Annotated in this window: 17 protein-coding genes; 4 read left to right on the forward strand and 13 right to left on the reverse strand. The window is 65.2% G+C overall.

From position 1 onward, the window contains the following. The first annotated feature begins 10 nt into the window (after positions 1 to 10). Complete coding sequence (gene glpK / locus RA24_RS08545; RefSeq protein ID WP_039190992.1) at positions 11 to 1501, forward strand: glycerol kinase GlpK; 1491 nt, start codon at positions 11 to 13, stop codon at positions 1499 to 1501. A gap of 126 nt (positions 1502 to 1627) precedes the next feature. Here the strand turns inward: glpK and RA24_RS08550 are convergent, their stop codons facing one another. The 12 genes from RA24_RS08550 to RA24_RS08605 form a co-directional block, all read right to left on the reverse strand. Beyond that, complete coding sequence (locus tag RA24_RS08550) at positions 1628 to 2884, reverse strand: flavin-dependent oxidoreductase (RefSeq protein ID WP_039191123.1); 1257 nt, start codon at positions 2882 to 2884, stop codon at positions 1628 to 1630. A 78-nt stretch (positions 2885 to 2962) separates the two neighbouring features. Further along, positions 2963 to 3505, reverse strand: a complete 543-nt coding sequence (gene idi, locus RA24_RS08555) for an isopentenyl-diphosphate Delta-isomerase (RefSeq protein WP_019295038.1) — start codon at positions 3503 to 3505, stop codon at positions 2963 to 2965. A 152-nt stretch (positions 3506 to 3657) separates the two neighbouring features. Beyond that, entirely contained in the window at positions 3658 to 4119 is a 462-nt protein-coding gene (locus RA24_RS08560; RefSeq protein ID WP_019295037.1) for a c-type cytochrome, read from the reverse strand. A gap of 110 nt (positions 4120 to 4229) precedes the next feature. Next, positions 4230 to 5252 carry a P1 family peptidase gene (locus RA24_RS08565; protein WP_039190994.1) on the reverse strand — a complete coding sequence of 341 codons (1023 nt, stop codon included), beginning with the start codon at positions 5250 to 5252 and terminating at the stop codon, positions 4230 to 4232. 82 nt (positions 5253 to 5334) lie between these two features. Then, a complete protein-coding gene (locus RA24_RS08570; RefSeq protein ID WP_019295035.1) occupies positions 5335 to 5688 on the reverse strand; it encodes a cupin domain-containing protein in 354 nt (117 codons plus the stop codon). After that, on the reverse strand, positions 5685 to 6431 hold the full coding sequence (locus RA24_RS08575) for an SDR family oxidoreductase (protein WP_039190996.1): 747 nt from the start codon (positions 6429 to 6431) through the stop codon (positions 5685 to 5687). The genes RA24_RS08570 and RA24_RS08575 overlap by 4 nt, the downstream gene beginning before the upstream one ends. A gap of 76 nt (positions 6432 to 6507) precedes the next feature. Continuing rightward, a complete protein-coding gene (gene arfB / locus RA24_RS08580; protein WP_039190998.1) occupies positions 6508 to 6927 on the reverse strand; it encodes an alternative ribosome rescue aminoacyl-tRNA hydrolase ArfB in 420 nt (139 codons plus the stop codon). Between the two features lie 263 nt (positions 6928 to 7190). Further along, the gene (locus tag RA24_RS08585) at positions 7191 to 7826 is read right to left on the reverse strand and encodes a queuosine precursor transporter (RefSeq protein ID WP_019295032.1); all 636 of its coding nucleotides are present in this window, start codon (positions 7824 to 7826) and stop codon (positions 7191 to 7193) included. A 175-nt stretch (positions 7827 to 8001) separates the two neighbouring features. Then, positions 8002 to 8913: an esterase-like activity of phytase family protein gene (locus RA24_RS08590; protein ID WP_039191000.1), complete on the reverse strand. Its 912-nt coding sequence runs from the start codon at positions 8911 to 8913 to the stop codon at positions 8002 to 8004. After that, positions 8886 to 9755: a penicillin-insensitive murein endopeptidase gene (gene mepA, locus RA24_RS08595; protein WP_039173080.1), complete on the reverse strand. Its 870-nt coding sequence runs from the start codon at positions 9753 to 9755 to the stop codon at positions 8886 to 8888. The genes RA24_RS08590 and mepA overlap by 28 nt, the downstream gene beginning before the upstream one ends. Then, positions 9752 to 11149, reverse strand: a complete 1398-nt coding sequence (locus RA24_RS08600) for an MFS transporter (RefSeq protein ID WP_272946445.1) — start codon at positions 11147 to 11149, stop codon at positions 9752 to 9754. The genes mepA and RA24_RS08600 overlap by 4 nt, the downstream gene beginning before the upstream one ends. Positions 11150 to 11166: 17 nt before the next feature. Continuing rightward, a complete protein-coding gene (locus RA24_RS08605; RefSeq protein ID WP_039191002.1) occupies positions 11167 to 11715 on the reverse strand; it encodes an acyl-CoA thioesterase in 549 nt (182 codons plus the stop codon). A gap of 133 nt (positions 11716 to 11848) precedes the next feature. Here RA24_RS08605 and RA24_RS08610 point away from each other — a divergent pair, with 133 nt between their 5' ends. From RA24_RS08610 to yaaA, 3 genes are all read left to right on the forward strand, one after another. Then, positions 11849 to 12136: a YggT family protein gene (locus tag RA24_RS08610; RefSeq protein WP_019295027.1), complete on the forward strand. Its 288-nt coding sequence runs from the start codon at positions 11849 to 11851 to the stop codon at positions 12134 to 12136. 125 nt (positions 12137 to 12261) lie between these two features. Next, positions 12262 to 14319 carry a DNA helicase RecQ gene (gene recQ / locus RA24_RS08615; RefSeq protein ID WP_039191003.1) on the forward strand — a complete coding sequence of 686 codons (2058 nt, stop codon included), beginning with the start codon at positions 12262 to 12264 and terminating at the stop codon, positions 14317 to 14319. 29 nt (positions 14320 to 14348) lie between these two features. Then, positions 14349 to 15113: a peroxide stress protein YaaA gene (gene yaaA, locus RA24_RS08620; RefSeq protein ID WP_039191006.1), complete on the forward strand. Its 765-nt coding sequence runs from the start codon at positions 14349 to 14351 to the stop codon at positions 15111 to 15113. Between the two features lie 292 nt (positions 15114 to 15405). Here the strand turns inward: yaaA and RA24_RS08625 are convergent, their stop codons facing one another. After that, entirely contained in the window at positions 15406 to 17757 is a 2352-nt protein-coding gene (locus RA24_RS08625) for a response regulator (RefSeq protein WP_039191007.1), read from the reverse strand.

The raw sequence follows: 17757 nt of genomic DNA on the forward strand, positions 1-17757 counted from the left end.
AGGGCAGCCGATGACCTATATTCTGGCAATTGATCAGGGCACCACGTCGACCCGGGCAATCCTGTTTGATGCAGGCATGCAGGTCGCGGGCACCGCGCAGCAGGAGTTCACCCAGCATTACCCGCAAGCGGGCTGGGTGGAGCATGACCCGGAGGAGATCTGGGAAACCACCGTTGCGGTCTGCCGCAAGGTGATGGCGGATCAGGATGTCACCGCCGCGGACATTGCGGGCATCGGCATCACCAACCAGCGCGAAACCACCGTGGTCTGGGACAAAGCCAGCGGCAAGGCGATCCACAACGCCATCGTCTGGCAGGACCGCCGCACTGCCGCCATCTGCGAGCAGCTGCGCGCGGCGGGTCACGCGGAAATGGTAGCGGACCGCACCGGGCTGCTGCTGGATCCATATTTCTCCGGCACCAAGGTAAAATGGATCCTCGACACTGTTCCGGGTGCGCGCGACCGCGCCGCGGCAGGCGATCTGCTGTTTGGCACCGTGGACAGTTTCCTGATCTGGCGCCTGACCGGCGGTGCGTCGCATGTGACGGACGCCACCAATGCCGCGCGCACGCTGATGTATGACATCCGCAAGGGCCGCTGGAGCCGCACCATCAGCGATCTTCTGGACGTGCCGCAGCAGATGCTGCCGGAGGTGAAGGACAGCGCCGCTGATTTCGGCACCACCGATCCGGAAATCCTGGGCGGTCCGGTCCCGATCCTGGGCGTGGCCGGCGATCAGCAGGCGGCCACCATAGGCCAGGCCTGTTTCCAGCCGGGAATGATGAAATCCACTTACGGGACGGGCTGCTTTGCGCTCTTGAACACCGGGGATGAACCGGTTGTGTCCAAGAACCGGATGCTGACGACCATTGCCTATCAGCTCGACGGCAAACCGACCTATGCGCTGGAAGGCTCGATCTTCATCGCCGGCGCCGCGGTGCAATGGCTGCGCGACGGGCTGGGGATCATCGAACAGGCGTCGGAATCGGGTGAACTGGCCCTGCGGGCCGATCCGGGCCAGGACGTGATCCTGGTGCCCGCCTTCACCGGCCTCGGCGCGCCCTATTGGGAGCCGGAATGCCGCGGCGGCATGTTCGGCCTCACCCGCAATTCCGGCCCGGCGGAGTTTGCCCGCGCCGCGCTGCAAAGTGTCGCCTATCAGACCCGCGACCTATATGAGGCGATGCGCGCCGACTGGGAGGACGACAGCCACCACACCGTGACCCTGCGCGTCGATGGCGGCATGAGCGCCAGCGACTGGACCATGCAAAGCCTGTCGGACATCCTGGGCGCCGCCGTCGACCGCCCGGTGATGCAGGAAACCACCGCGCTGGGCGCTGCCTGGCTGGCCGGTATGCGGGCCGGGATCTATCCGGACCAGACGGGGTTTGCGGATACCTGGAAGCTCGATCGCCAGTTCTCGCCGCTGATGCAGCCCGCGGCTCGGCAGGCGGCCTATGCCCGCTGGCAGCGCGCAGTGCAGGCGGTGATTGGCGTGTAACCACAGGGGCAGGGCGGGGGCTCCCGCCTGCTCCGCCGCGTTTGCAGAATGCGCCTCACAGTTGGGCGAGGCGCCGCGGTTTGCGCGGCGTTCTCGTTTTGCTGAGAAGCGGATTGTGTGTGCGGTCTAGCTGACGTGGGCGCCTGCCGGGATGGTAGCAGAGCGGGCATTCAGCTCTTTGATGGAGAAGCCCGCAATGGACTTGTACTTGGCGGCGTGGGCGGCCAGCTCAGCCTTGGGGATGACCTCGCCGATGTCAGCAAAGTCGCCACCGCAGAGATCTTCGACCCGCTGCAGCACCCCGTCCGGCCCGCCGCCCGCGCGGTTGGCGAGGCTCACCGCTGCCGTCACTGGGCGCACCTCTGCCTCATAGGCCTTGAGCGCCGCGGCAGTAACCCCGTGCTCCAGCAGTTTCGCGCCGATCACCCGCGCGTCGACGATGGCCTGGCTGGCGCCGTTCGATCCCACCGGGTAGGTTGGGTGCGCGGCGTCGCCCATCAGGGTGGTGTTGCCTTGGGTCCAGCGCGCCAGCGGGTCGCGGTCCACCATCGGGTATTCATAGACCACTTCCGCCCCGCGGATCAGGGCCGGCACGTCGATCCAATCGAACTGCCAATCCTCGAAATCCGGCAGAAACTCCTGAATGTCCGCAGGCCGGTTCCAGTCCTCCCGGCGCCAAGGGGCGGAGGGATCAAAGCTCTTTTCCGCAATCCAGTTCATGGTGACGCGGCCATCAATATCCGGCGCTGAGATCGGATAGGCCACCAGCCGCAGATGATCGTGGCCGATCATTGCCATTGCTGCGCCGCCCTTGAAAGCGGGCGCTTGGGTGCTGGCCCGCCACAGGATGCGGCCGTTCCAGATCGGCGCGCCCTCATCCGGCGCCATCTGCGCACGCAGGGCGGAGTGGATGCCGTCCGCTGCCACAACCAGGGACCCTTCCAACCGCCGCCCGTCCGCCAGTAGCAGCGCTGCGCCTTCGTTTGTGTTTTCAAACCCTGCCGCCCGTGCGCCGGTCTCAATGCAGTCCGCACCGGCACGCTCTGCCAGGGCGCGGTAGAGCATCATCTGCAGCGCTCCCCGGTGCACCGAATACTGCGGCCAGGCATAGCCCGCACCGGTACCGCGGGGCTCTTCCCAGATCGTCTTGCCCAGCTTGCTGTAAAACCCCAGTTGCCGGGTGCGCACACCGATGGCGTCCAGCTCTGCTTCCAGCCCCAGTTCGAACAGCTCCCGCACCGCGTTGGGCTGCAGGTTGATGCCAACCCCCATCGGCTTCAGCTCCTGCGCGGCCTCGAAGATGCGGATGGGCACTCCGATCTGATGCAGCGTCAGCCCCAGGGTCAGGCCGGCAATTCCACCGCCAGAGATGAGAATGGGCATGGTAAGCATACTCCCTAGTTTTGCGCGCAGATAACCACGGCATACGGGGCGGAGCAAGCAGGCAGGGAAGGAAAGAAGTCAGCGCCGTCCGGCGATGATCAGGTCGGGGCCAAAGATCACATCGGCGTAGTTGTGCAGGTAGATCTTCAACCAGGGGGTGAAGCGCTCCGGATGGCGGCTTACCTCCGCCAGCAGGTCGTGATAGTCGACCCAGCGGGTCTCCATCACCTCATCCGGGTTGGCGGCAATCCGCAGCGGCCGGTGGGCATGGGCGAGGAACACATCCACGGCCTCATGCTCGACCAGCCCGTTGCCGACATCGGCGCGGTATTCCAGGTGGTGGCGGAATTCAGGATAAAGGCCGGTCAGCCCCAGTTCCTCATTCATGCGCCGCACGGCACAGGCCGAGGGCTGTTCGTCCCACATCGGGTGGGTGCAGCAGGTGTTCGCCCACAGGCCCGGCGTGTGGTATTTCCCCATCGCCCGGCGCTGCATCAGGATTTCCACGCCCTTCACCACAAAGACAGAGACCGCCTTGTGCTTCAGTCCGCGCTCATGCGCAGCCAGCTTGTCGACCGGGGTCAATTCACCGTTCACCCAGGCGGGGATCATATGGCTCATGCTGTGTCCGTGGCAGTTTTCTGTTCTGCGGCCTGCCGCATTCCGGCGGGTATAGCAACTACCGCTAACGTTTGCGGGCACGGAAAGCAATTACGCGAAAAGCCGCGGCTAAAATGCCGCGGCTTCAGGGCCGTTTTTGACGGCTTCAGGGCTTATTCGGTGGCGGCTTCTGCACCTTCCTCAGCGGCAGCTTCCTCCGCTGGGGCGGGGCCGTTGCTGGCCAGGAAGGCATATATGTCCTCGCCGCCCTTCTTCAGGCGGAACGACATTTTCGACTTGGCCTTGCTGTCGCCGGTTTCAGCCTGCAGGAATTTCTTAGGGTCTGCCGCGAAGGCGACGAATTTCTCTTCGTCCCACACCAGTCCGGCTTCGCCAGCGGCAACCAGGTCATCGCTGTAGTTGAAGCCATCGACGGTGCCCGCCTGACGGCCTGCCAGGCCCCACAGGTTCGGGCCGGTCTTGCCGCCCTTGACGATCACATCGCCCGCGTCGGACACCACCATGTGGCACGACTTGCACTTGTTGAACCCCTTCTCGCCCTTGGCCGGGTCGCCTTCGGCAAAGGCAGGGGCGGCGAGGAGGCCGAAAATGGCGGCAGTCAAAAGAGGTTTCATATTGCTTGCTCCAGTCTATGAGTTGGCAGGTGTGACTCATGATTTATTAGCCGGCAGTGTCAACCGGCAGTTTGACGCGCATCAAAGTCCCGGCAGGAAGCTGCGGTGTTTCAAGGCTCGGCCCAGCAGGGCAGCAGGTCGCCTGGTTCAGGCCAGGCGAGATAGACCGCGCGTGCGATGGCACGGCTCAGGCACAGCGCGGCAGCATGGCAGAACTGGCCCAGTTCCGCGTCCGGTGCCTCCAGCTCTCTGGCGCCGGTGCTGGCGGCAAAGACCAGATCGCCGTCGCCGGGGCAATGGGCAGGCAGGATGGCGCGGCCGATGCCGTCATGGGCCGCCGTGGCCAGCCGCTGGCATTGCGCCTTGGAGAGTGCCGCGTCGGTGGCAACGATGGCGATGGTGGTATTGGCCCCCTCCGGCGGCAGCGGGGCGCCGCTCAGTTTCTGGATCGCTTCGACCTTGCGGCTCTGCTGGCTGCGGCCCAGCCCGGAGGCGGTATCAGGCCCGATCCCGCCGAATTCATCGCCGATTTCAAACGGCGCGGCCCAGAAATGCCGCTCCCCCGGGGTGGTGACGGCGCCCAGCGGGTTGGCTGCAACCAGGGCGCCCACGGTGACGCCGCTGTCCAGCACCAGCGATGCAGACCCCAACCCGCCCTTCAGCATCGCCGTCAGCGCGCCGGTGCCAGCGCCTGCGGTGCCAAGTTCGAATTCTCCCGCCGCCGCCTCAAAAGCCGCCCGGCCCAGGGCGCGGTAGGGGTTCTGGTCCCAGCCCTTATCCCCGCCGTTCAGCAGGTCAAAAAGAATGGCCCCCGGCACCAGCGGCACCCGCACCGGGCCGACCGGAAAGCCGCGGTCCGCCTCATGCAGCGCGTCCATCACACCGGAACAGGCATCCAGCCCGAAGGCAGAGCCGCCCGACAGCACCAGCGCATCGATCCTGGCGACCGATTTGTCGGGTGCCAGCAGATCGGTCTCCCGCGTGCCCGGCGCACCGCCCATCACATGCACCGAAGCAGTGAAGGGTTTGTCCGCCGTCAGCACCGTGGCGCCGGATTTCAATGCCGCATCCTGGGCGTTGCCGACGAGAATGCCGGGCACGTCGGTGATCAGGTTCCTGGGACCGGGGAGCATGGCGGGACGTCCTTTTTCTGGGGAGCGCGCTGGCGCGCGCGGCCTCCGGCGGGAGTATTTGAAGAAAGATGAAAAGGCCGGGTCAGATCCGCGGCTTGGGGGCTGCGGTTGCTGCATCGCCGGTGTTCGGCTCACCCTTCGGCTCTATCAGCAGCACCTTGCATTCCTGTTCGGCACGGGGGCGGTGTGTGACGCCCTTTGGGACCACGAACAGTTCGCCCGCGCGTACGGTTCGGGGCGGCTCACCCTCGATATCCATGACCATCTCCCCTTCGAGCACCAGAAAGAAGTCGTCGGTGTCCGGGTGATGATGAAAGGGAAATTCGCCCTGAAACTTCACCACCATCACATCGTTGCCGTTGTATTCCGCCACCACATGCGGGTCCCAGTGGCTGGAGAACATCGCCAGCTTTTCTGCCAGATTCACAGGCCTCATATGCAACGCCCTCCGTCTACTTCCATGGCGACGCCGGTGACCATGCTGGCCTCGTCCGAACACAGGAAGCAGGCGGCATTGCCCATGTCCTCCGGCGTCGAAAACCGCCCGATCGGGATGGTGGACAGGAACTTGGCGCGCATCTCCGGGGTGTCCTCGCCCATGAAGGACTTCAGCAGCGGCGTCTCCCCTGCCACCGGGTTGATTGCATTGACCCGCACGCCGTGCGGCGCCAGTTCTACCGCCATGGTCTTGGTGGCGGTGATCATCCAGCCCTTGGAGGCGTTGTACCAGTTGAGATTGGGGCGCGGCGAGACGCCTGCGGTGGAGGCGACATTCAGGATTGCGCCGCGCTGGTTGGCCTTCATATGCGGCACCAGGGCGCGGGCGGTCAGGTAGACCGATTTCACGTTGACGCCCAGCACCCGGTCGAAATCCGCCTCGCTGATCTCCTCCAGCGGGCTGGGCAGGTGAGTGACGCCTGCGTTGTTCACCAGGATATCCAGCTGGCCGAAGGCCGCCAGCGCTGCCTCTGCCATTGCGCTGACCGATGAGCCATCCGCGACATTTACTGTCTGCGTAATAGCATTGCTGCCCAGCTCCGCTGCCATTGCCTCTGCTGCCGCACCATTGATGTCTGCGATCATCACCCGTGCGCCTTCTACCAGGAACTTGCGCACAATGCCCGCGCCAAAGCCCGAGGCGCCGCCCGTCACGATGGCGGTCTTTCCGTCCAGCCGCATGATTTCCCTCCCGCATTGTTTGGCGCCAGCATGGGCGGAGAGGAGAGCAGGTGCAATCCCCGGAAGCGGGGCTGGGTCAATCCGGGTCGATCTTACCGCGCGTCGTTTTCAACTCGCCGCGCTGCTTCTTGGCGTCCAGCCGCCGCCGGACTGAACCGCGGGTCGGTTTGGTGGCGATCCGCCGCTTCGGTGCCACCAGCGCCTTGCGCACCAGCTCCGCCAGCCGCTCGCGCACGATCTCGCGGTTCCTTTGCTGGGACCGCGTTTCGTCGCATTGCAGGATGATGGCGCCGTCCTTGGTCCAGCGCCGCCCGGCCAGCCGTTTCAGCCGCGATTTGACCGCGGGCGCCAACGCAGGCGAGCGCTCGGCCTCGAACCGCAGCTCAACGGCGGTCGCCACCTTGTTCACATTCTGCCCGCCGGGACCCGAGGCGCGGATGAAGCTCTCGGTCATTTCCCAGTCGTGCAGGGTAATCTGGTCGTTGATGCGGATCATGGCTTGGGTGGTTTGCGGAAGGGGATCTTAAAATCGAAAGGGCTGTTCCACACGCGGGGAACAGCCCTTCGAGATGATAGGAGGTGCACCGGTTAGGTCAGCACCAATTCAGTGATCTATACGTACCAAGGGCTGCCTCGGCCGCACTCCTTCTGAACTGTTCCGGCACTGCTCTCCATAGCTTCTCTAGACAATGGGCACCTCCTTTCTGATGTTTCGTGTAAGCCCAGCCTGCCACAGATTCGGCAGATGTCAAAACAAAATCATGTGGTCTTTGCGGAGAGCTTACGCACGATGATGCGGAAGGGCACAAGCGCGAGCAGCGCCAGCGACAGTTTCACCAGCCAGTCGGCGAAGGCCAGCGAGACCCAGTAGGGCACCACCGGCCCCTGTCCGATCAGAGGCAGCATGTCGCCCGCCCAGGATACGTCATTGGCCGGTTCGATCCAGGCGAGCGAGACGGAGAAGGCAACAGTGAAGAAGATCGCGGTGTCCACCGAGGAGCCGATCAGGGTGGAGGCCAGCGGCGCCCGCCACCACTTCCCCTCGCGCAGGGCAGAGAAGATGGCAACGTCCAGCATCTGCGCTGTCAGGAAGGCGAGGCCGGAGCCAAGCGCGATGCGCAGCGTCACCGCCGGGTAGGTGAAACCGTCGCCCTGCAGCATGATCTGGGTGCCGATCAGCGAGCAGATCACCCCGGTGATGAAACCCGCAACCACGACCTTGCGCGCGGCGGCAGCGCCGTAGACACGGTTCATCACATCGGTGACCAGGAAGGCCACCGGATAGGTGAAGGCGCCCCAGGTCAGCCAGTTGCCGAACAGGAATTGCACCAGGACGTTGGAGGCCACCACCACGGCGGCCATGGCAAGAATGCCGGGAATATGCGAGCGGGTCATGCGCAGGATCCGTTTGTTTCGGGGCCGCAGAGAGGGCTCCGCAGCAAAAGACCGGATCCCTTAGACTGCCTGTGCCGGTTTCGCAAGGTTTCCGCACCCGGGGGAGGCTCCCGCCCGCGCCGTGTGCCTTCTGCAAAGGCCCCCTTGCGGTTGGGCGCGGCGCGGGTGTGCTGCGTCAGCGGGGCAGGGCGTACTCCACCAGCTCGGTGCGCTGCACCGGCAGGAAGTTATCGTCGGATACCATGGTGGCGCGCATCCGGCCGCTTGCATCGGTCCAGACCGACAGGCCTTCAAGGTTGTCATGAGTACCGGGGCCGGTTTGCAGCAGCACGGTTTCATTCTCCAGACCGCTGTCGGTGATGTCCCAGCGGCGCAGCCGGGAGCGGAAGCCCAGCAGGGTCAGATCGCGCTCCAGGAGGTAGAACCGCCCGTCGGGGCCGAAATCCGCATCCACCGGCAGGAACCCGCCGCGCGGCGGCAGGCTGAAGGGCCGGCTCCAGCGCCGCCCGTTCCAGCGCCAGACCGGGATCTGTCCGTGTTTGTCATAGGCCCGTTCCGGCAGCGTGTAGAGGTGCCCGCGGGCATTGATCGCCAGGGTCTCCAGTGACTTGTTGGGCGGCAGCTTGCGGAATCCCTTGGGCCGCGGAAGCACCTTGGCGCGGCTGTCGGGGCGGCGGTAGCGGGCGACCCGCGCCGCACCCTCAAAGGAGATGTAGCGGTTGCCGTCCGCGGCGATGGCCAGACCCTCGCTGTCGCCGGCAAAGCCGCGCAGTGTCTTGCCGGTGGAGGCGCGCAGCCGGTGCGCGGTTTTGGCCGTGACGCCGGAAATCCTGCCGTCCTTGCGCTGAATGTCCGTCGTGACCAGTGTCGCCCGGTCGCTCAGCACCACCATGGCGCGGCCGCCATCGGTGATCTTCAGCGCCGAGAAGCCGCCGAACCAGGGCTTTTTCAACGTCCAGGTATAGCTGCCCAGATACTGTGCGGTGCTGTCCGCCGCCAGCGGCCGGCTGGCGGCATAGCCTGCTGCCGCCAGTCCGGCGGCAGCGGCAACAGCCAGGATCAGTTTGATTGCAAAACGGCGGCGCATTGCTGAGGCAGGTCCGAAAGGGTGTAGTCCCGCCGTGGTTTAGGCTTTGGCGCGTTCGGGTCAACCGGTTTCGGCGGTGGCGGGTTCAGAATGTTGTTCACCCACTGCTGCGCATCGGCGCAGCCGTCACCCTTGGGCGGGGCCGCCTGATCGACACAGCCGCGGGCGCCCCGCGGGCAGGCCAGCCGCACATGAAAGTGGTAGTGATGCCCCCACCAGGGCCGGATCTTGCGCAGCCAGCGGCGGTCGCCCTTCTCGTCATTGCACATCTGCACCTTGGCGCCGGGAAAGACGAAAATCCGCGCCACCCGCTTGTCCTGTGCCGCCGCCTTCAGGATCTCGTGATGGGCGCGGCTCCAGCTCGCATTCACATAGGCGCCCTTGGCGCGGCGCATGGAGATCGAAGAGATGTTCTCCCGCGCGCTGCGGCTGAGGTTCAGCCGGTCGGGCGGGCGCATCCAGATGTCGATGTCCAGCCCGATCTGGTGGCTGCGGTGGCCCGACAGCATCGGTCCGCCGCGCGGCTGGCTGATGTCACCGATATAAAGTCCCTTCCAGCCGCGCTGCCTGGCGGCGACGCGGCTCAGGTCTTTCACAAAATCAATAGCCGCTGGATGCCCCCAGTTGCGGTTGCGGCTGAGGCGCATCGCCTGCCAGGTGGGTCCGGTCTCGGGCAGCTGCGCGGCGCCGGCCACGCAGCCCTTGGCGTAGGAGCCGAACGGCGCCGGTTTTTGCTGTGAAGCGCTGGGCTTGGCCCCGAACAGCGCCTTGGCGGGGGTCTGCGCGCTTGCCGGAACACTCAGTCCCGCAACCGCCAGACAGATGGCAAGTAACAGTCTCAACCCTGATCTCCTTCTCCTTGAACCCAGAATAACAGTACCAATCCGATCAGAAACAGGCCGATGACCGGGGTGATCCCCAGCCGGGCGCTGCCGGTGACAGTTGTTGCAACGCCGATCAGCATCGGCGCCAGAAACGCGGTGGCGCGCCCTGACAGGCCATAAAGGCCAAAGCTCTCAGTCGCGTCCTTGGGGCTGGTGTGGCGCACCATCAGGCTGCGGCTGGCCGCCTGCAGGATGCCGCCGAAACCGCCGATCAGCATACCGCAGCCAAAGAATACCGTGTCCGGCAGGGTAGAACCCTCCGCCAGCGCAACGCCGAATATCTGGTGCCGGGACATGGAGACGATGATCAGGCAAACGAAAGACAGGATCAGGATCGAGGTGATGATCACCGGCTTGGGTCCGAACCGCCGGTCGGCCTTGCCGCCGAGCCAGCTGAACACCGTGGCGGCGAAGGCGGCGACAATGCCGAAGATGCCGATCTGGGTGATTTCCCAGCCCAGCACCAGCTTGGCATAGACGCCACCGAAACCGTAGAGCCCGTTCAGCGCATCCCGGTACAGCATCGAGGAGCCGAGGTAGCTTGCCAGGCTCAGCCGGCTGCGCAGGCCGGAGACCAGCTTGACCACCATCTGCCAGGCCTTGCCCAGGCTGGCCTTGCGCCCTGTCGCGCCGCGGTCCTTCACCCAAAGGAAGTAAGGGATCATGAAGACGGCAAACCAGATTGCGGTGAAGGGGCCGACGGCGCGGGTGCCTTCCTTGGCCTCCGCATTCAGGCCCAGGGCCGGGCTGAGGCCAATGAGCGTTTTGCCGGTGCCCTGTTCCACAAACAGCAAGAGCATGATGAACAGTGCGATCACCCCGCCCAGATAGCCAAAGGCAAAACCGGAGCCGGAGATGTCGCCCACGTCCTCGCGGCTTGCCAGTGTCGGCAGCTGCGCATTGACAAAGATCAGGGCAAATTCGGCGCCGATGAAACCAAAGCCGAAACTGACCAGCATCCACCACAGGTTGCTGCCGCCCGGGTCCATGTACCACAGCCCCCAGGCGCCGATCAGATACATCAGCGAAAACATCATGATCCAGGGCAACCGCCTGCCGGTGATATCCGCCAGCGCCCCCAGGAACGGCGCCCCGAAGCCGATGATCAGCCCGGTTATGGTCAGGCACATCGACCACACGGTCTGCGCCTGCGCCTTGGCGCCCTCGCTGTCCAATCCCTGGCCCATGAAATACTCGGCGGCCACGGCGGCAAAAAACGGGCTGAACACAAAGGTGACGAGCAGGGTCTGATAAGGCTGGCTGGCCCAGTCAAAGAACCACCACCCCCAGATCCGCTTGCGCGTGGACACCTGCTGCATACCCGGCCTCTTATTCTTGTTGCCTTCAGGTATGGCAGGCGGGCAGGGGCCTAGGCAAGCCCGTCCTGCATCGGCGGCCAGGGCCGGCCGCCATCCGCCGCGCACCAGTCCCTGATCCAGCCAGGCAGCTCGGGCGAGGCTTCCGTGTCCTGTCCCAGCGCCTCCAGAACCTTCCCGGGCGGCACGATACCGTGCTTGTCCGTCACCGCCGTGCGCAACATAACATGGCTGGCGCAGTCGCCGTTTTTCTTCCACATGGATTGCTCGACATAGATGAACTTTTCATCCCAGCCCGCGGTGCGGCTGCGCATCTCGAACTTCTCGAAGCCGCGGATGCGGCGGCGGTAGCGGACGGAGGACCCTGCCACTGTCAGCCCCCAGCGTTTCTGCCGGAGCGCCTTGATCAGCCCCACCCGCTGCGCCAGCATAGTGCGCCCCAGGTCATACAGCGTCATGGTGCGGCCGTTGTTCAGCTCCATCCACATGTCCAGGTCCCAGGGCCAGCAGATGTGGCTGGAGACATGCATGCCAGTGATCGGCAGCCGCTCCATCCGGCTGGCCAGAACGGTATCCTTGATCAGGCGGAAAATCGGGTACATCGGCGCGCGCTCCTAGTTGCCATGTGCCCGTGATGCCACCCGTTTACAGCGCGTCAACCGCAACCTCGCGGAAGCCTTGCGCATTTCGCTGCGTCTGCTTACCTGTGAGGCTGTTCGAAAGAGGGAAATACCGATGGTCTCGCTGTTCCAAATCCTGATGCTGATCCTGGACGTGGTCTGGTTCTTCATCATTGCCCATGTGATCATGAGCTGGCTGATCAACTTCCAGGTCCTGAACCTTCACCAGCAGCTGGTGGGGCAGATTTGGTACGGCCTGAACCGGATCCTGGAGCCGCTTTACGCGCCGGTGCGCCGCATCCTGCCCAACATGGGCGGCATTGATCTGGCGCCGCTGGCGGTGCTGATCGGCGTCTATGCGCTGCGCATCATCCTGGTGAACAACGTCTCGGCGTTCTACTGATCTGAAAATCTCCGGCCCGGCGTTTCCTGCCGGGCTTTTTACCTGCGGGCCTTGCCGCCTCATGCCTCCTGTGGGATTGTGCCTGCCAAAGAAGAGCAGCACTGACCACGAGGCCCTCCGCCCCCATGACGGATATGACCGCCCTCAGCGGCGCGACTCCCATTCTGCGCGAGATTTTCGGCTTTGACGCCTTCCGCCCGGGGCAGGAGGAGATCGTCGACGCCGTGACCGCCGGGGAAAACGTGCTGGCGATCATGCCCACCGGCGGCGGCAAGTCGCTGTGCTTCCAGCTGCCCGCGCTGCTGCGCGACGGAATCACCGTGGTGATTTCCCCGCTGATTGCGCTGATGCGCGACCAGGTCCGCGCGTTGCAGGAGGCCGGAGTCAACGCCGGTGCGCTTACCTCCGGCAACACCGATGAAGAGACCGAACAGGTCTGGGAGGCAATCGAGGCCGGGCGGCTCAAGCTCCTCTACATGGCCCCCGAACGCCTCGCCTCCGGTGCCGCCATGGGGATGCTGCGCCGCATCGGCGTCAGCCTGATTGCGGTGGACGAGGCCCATTGCGTCAGCCAGTGGGGCCATGACTTCCGCCCCGACTACCTGCGCATCGGCGAGCTGCGCCGCGCCCTGGACGTGCCGCTGGCCGCCTTCACTGCAACAGCAGACCAGGAAACCCAGGAAGAAATCGTCCAGAAACTCTTCGACGGCGAGGCCCCCCGCAGTTTCCTGCGCGGCTTTGACCGGCCTAACATTCACCTCGCCTTCGGGGCCAAGGACAGCCCGCGCCGCCAGATCCTGGAGTTCGCCGCCGCCCGCAAGGGCCAGTCCGGCATCGTCTACTGCGGCACCCGCGCCAAAACCGAAGCGCTGTCTGCTGCGCTGCGCGAAGCAGGCCATTCCGCCTGTTTCTACCACGGCGGCATGGAGGCTGAGGACCGCCGCATCGTCGAGACCCGCTTTGCCCGCGAGGACGGTCTGATCGTGGTCGCAACGGTTGCCTTCGGCATGGGCATCGACAAGCCCGACATTCGCTGGGTCGCCCATGCCGACTTGCCGAAATCCATAGAGGCCTACTACCAGGAAATCGGCCGCGCGGGCCGCGACGGCGCGCCGGCCGAAACCCTGACCCTGTTCGGCCCCGACGACATCCGCCTGCGCCGCGCCCAGATCGACGAGGGCCTCGCCCCGCCCGAACGCCGCGCCGCCGACCATGCGCGGCTCAATGCGCTCTTGGGCCTTGCCGAGGCGTTGCGCTGCCGCCGCCAGAAGCTGCTGGGCTACTTCGGCGAAGAGGCGGCGCCTTGCGGCAATTGCGATCTCTGCGACACGCCCGCTGATGTGTTCGACGGCACTACAGTGGTGCGAAAGGCGCTGTCGGCGGTGCTCAGGACAGAGGAATGGTTCGGCTCCGGCCATCTGATTGACATCCTTCTGGGTGCCGACAACGAGCGGATCCGCGCCAAGCGCCATGACGAACTGTCGGTCTATGGCTGCGGTAAGGAATTCGGCAAGCGCCAGTGGCAGGCGGTGTTCCGGCAGATGATGGGCCATGACCTGTTGCGCCCCGACCCGGAGCGCCACGGCGCCCTGCGCTTTACCGAAGCGGCGCTGCCGATCCTGCGCGGCGAGCAATCCATTGACCTGCGCCGCGACACCATCAAATCCGCAGACCGCCGCCCGGCGGTCAAGGCGCTGGTCTCCGAGGAGGACGCCCCGCTGCTCTCGGCGCTCAAGGCCAAGCGCCGCGCGCTGGCCGAGGCGCAGAAAGTGCCGGCCTATGTGATCTTCCCCGACCGCACCCTGATCGAGATGGCCGAGCTGCGCCCGGAAACCCTCGACCAGATGGCGCGCATCAATGGCGTTGGCGCCAAGAAGCTGGAACGCTACGGCGAAGATTTCCTGGGCGTGATCACCGGTGCGGTTGAGCAGCTGCATCCGGCACGGCGCAAGCTGGCGGGCCGGGACTCCGGTTCCGTTTTTGACGGGCTGCTGGAAGCGCAGGCACAGCTCGCCCGCGGTGCATGCGGCACGCTGAAGCCGCTCAGCTGTTCGGCGTCGCTGCTGGCCAAGGTGGCGCAGCTGCGTGCTGGCGACGAGGCCGGCATCACAAGGCTGTTAGGAGAGCGCCGCGCCGAACGTTTCGCGGCGGCGTTTCTGGACGTCCTGCGCGGCGCGGGCTAGGGTCGCGCCAAGAGCAGAAGGGGGCAGATATGCTGGTAGTAACCTCTCCGGCCAAGAAGCTGGACTGGGCGGAACGGGATCAGGAGATGACCTGGCCCGCGCTGCATGACGACGCGGTGGAATTGGCGGATGTGGCGCGCGAACAATCGGTGGCAGACCTGATGAAGCTGATGCACATCAGCGAGGATCTGGCCAAGCTGAACCATGCCCGTTTCCAGGACTTTGCCGCCGACCCCAAGACAGACGCCACCCGCCCGGCGGCGCTGGCCTTTGCCGGCGACACGTATCAAGGGTTGGAGGCCGCCTCGCTGGACGGTGATGAAATGGCTTGGGCGCAGGAGCATTTCCGCATTCTGTCGGGCCTTTACGGCGTGCTGCGCCCGCTGGACGCGATGCAGCCCTACCGGCTGGAGATGGGCTCGCGCCTCAAGAACCCGCGCGGCAAGAACCTCTATGAATTCTGGGGCAGGCAAATATCCGAGGCGCTGAACGCGCAGGCAGAGGCCGTTGGCGCAGAGGTGCTGGTGAACTGCGCCAGCCAGGAATATTTCGGTGCGGTGGATCTGGCGGCGCTGAAGCTGCGGGTGGTCACCCCGGTGTTCATGGAAGACAAGAACGGCACCCCCAAGGTGGTTAGCTTCTACGCCAAACGCGCCCGCGGAGCGATGGCGCGCTATATCATCCAGCGCCGGCTGACGGATAGCGAAAGCCTCAAGGACTTCGATGCCGGCGGCTATGCCTACCAGCCGCAGATGTCGGAGCCGGACAAGCCTGTCTTCCTGCGCAAATCCTGAGTGAGAGCGGGGAGGCTCCCGCCCGCTCCGGCACATTCAAAGAATGCACCGTTCCGGTTGGGCCCGGCAGCGCGCGGAACGCGCGCAGCCGGGCCCAAGGCCGCATAAGGGCGTCTCCGGCGCAGCCGGTGCGCCCGCGGGGGCGGGAGAACCGTCGGGTGTTCCGGCGCGTCAAGACAGGATTAGATTGTGACGGCCGCAGCCTCAGCTGCTTGTGGCGGACCCAAAGCCTTGCCCACCGAGCCTTGGGACGCGGGCAGAAAGCGGCTGGCAATAGGCCCCCGGGGCCTGCTTAGGGTGCGCCGCCCGCTGCAGCCTGGGCAGGCGGACCATCAGTCTCCACCGGTTTAACGCCTGCGGGCGCATGACTGCGGATCTGGTCGTGGATCAGCGCCTTGCGCAGCGGCTTTGTCAGGTAATGGTCCAGCCCGGCAGCCAGAATACCCTCGGAATCGCCTGCCATTGCATGTGCGGTCAGCGCCACCATCGGCACATGGGTGCCTGTCCCGGCTTCCAGCCTGCGGATTTCCATCGTGGCTTCCTTGCCGTCCATCACCGGCATCGAGATGTCCATGAAGATCAGGTCAGGGCGGAAGGTCTTGAACGCCTCCACCGCCTCCAGCCCGTTGCCGGCGAACTGCAGCTCGATGTTCAGCTCCTTCACGATCTTGCGGAACACCAGCTGGTTGGTCTTGTTGTCCTCCGCCGCCAGAACCCGCATCTTGCGCACGACAGGGGCTGCAGGCGGGGCAGCGGCAGCAGGGACAGCAGGTTGTGCCGGCACCGCCGCAGCAGGTGCAGGAGGCACGGGTGAGGGAGCCGGCACCACAGCCGGTGCCGCAGGAGCAGCTGCGGGGGCTATTGAAGCAGGCGCCGCTGGAGCAGGCGCGGCGGGAACCGGGGCCGGAGCCGCGGCGTCACTGCCGATCCGGGCCAGCTGGCTGAACAGATCGCTGCGCGGTGCGGGGCTTTGCAGCACGCCGCTGACCAGCTGCCGCACATCTGGCCCGATGGCAGCATGCGGGCTGGAGTTCAGAAGCAGCACCGGCACCCGGTCCCAGCCGTAAGCCCTGAGGTCGCGGGCCAGCTGCAAGCCGTCCAAACCAGGCAGGTTATGGCCGCTCAGCACCAGGCTGATGCCGCCCTGCATCGCCGCCAGCGCCTCGGCGGCAGTGCCGGCCGTTGTCACCTGCAGCCCCAGCATCTGCAGGTGCTTCTGCAGGATCTCGCAGTTCAGCGGCACATCATCCACCAGCAGCACATGGCGCAGGCTGCCGGGCAGTTTCGGCAGCGCCTGCTCAGCCGGGCCAGTCACCGGCAGCGGCACCCGGAAGCCAAAGCAGGATCCCTTGCCCTCTTCGCTGTCGACCCAGATCTCGCCGCCCATCATCTCGATCAGGCGTTTGGAGATCGCCAGCCCCAGGCCGGTGCCCTCGAACTTGCGGTTGCGCTCGTCCTCGACCTGGTTGAATTCGCCGAACACATGCTCGATTTTGTCGGCAGGGATGCCGATGCCGGTATCCTCGATAGTGACATGCACCGCGCATTGGCCGTCTTCGGGGGAGGTGATGCCGGTCACCCGCAGAGTGACATGGCCCGTCTTGGTGAATTTCACCGCATTGCCGGCCAGGTTCGTCAGCACCTGCCGGATGCGGCCCGGGTCGCCGGTGAAGCGGGTGGGCAGGAACAGGTCGTAATCCACCAGCAGCGCCAGCCCCTTGTCGCGGGCGGTGGGCTGCAGCAGCATCACCACCTCATGCAGGCTGCGCTCCAGGTCGAACTCCTGCGGGTGCAACTCCAGCTTGTCGGCCTCGATCTTGGAGTAATCCAGAACGTCATTGATAATGACCAGCAGCGCCTCGCCCGAATTCTTGATGGTCTTGGCATAAAGCCGCTGCTCATCGTCCAGTTCGGTGTCGTTCAGAAGTTCTGCCATGCCGACCACGCCGTTCATCGGGGTGCGGATCTCGTGGCTCATATTGGCGAGGAAGGCGGATTTGGCGCGGTTTGCCGCCTCGGCCCGGGCGCGGGCATCCTGCAGTTCCTGCTCATAACGCACGGTTGAGGTGATATCGAGCGCCAGCGTCACCACATCACCGCCATGGCCGCGCTGGTCAATCAGCCGCAAGTAACGCTCATCCCAGAGCTGGACCACAACCGGTTCCGGGGAATCGGACTTCCAGCGCTCTGTCATCATCGCATGCCAGTCGCCGGCCTTCATGCTGCCGGTGCTGATCAGCCCCTCTTCGATCAGCAGCTCCAGGATCCGCGCGTAGGTGATGCCCGGCGTGACCTCTTCCAGCCCGTCAAAGATGTTGAGGTAAGCCGTGTTGGCGCCGATCAGATGGCCCGCCGCGTCAAAGAAGGCAAACCCGTCCTGAAACGCCTGGATCGAATGCCACAGCCGCCGTTCGGCGGTCTCGATCTTCTCGTTGGCGGTATGGAGGTCGGATTTCACCTTGGCGTTTTCGTCACGCACGGTGGCGACCTCGGCCTGGGTCTGGCCGATCTGCTTGGTCAGCGCCAGCGCGTGGCGGCCCAGTTTGCGGTTGGCAGCGGACAGCTCGGCTTGCTTCAGCTCAAGCAGCCGTTCGGCGGCGAGCCTTGCCCGCCGTTCCTCCGCCAGTTTGTCAGCAAGGCTCAT

It is taken from the genome of Leisingera sp. ANG-M6, assembly GCF_000813905.1.
In the GTDB taxonomy this organism is placed as follows: Bacteria; Pseudomonadota; Alphaproteobacteria; order Rhodobacterales; family Rhodobacteraceae; genus Leisingera.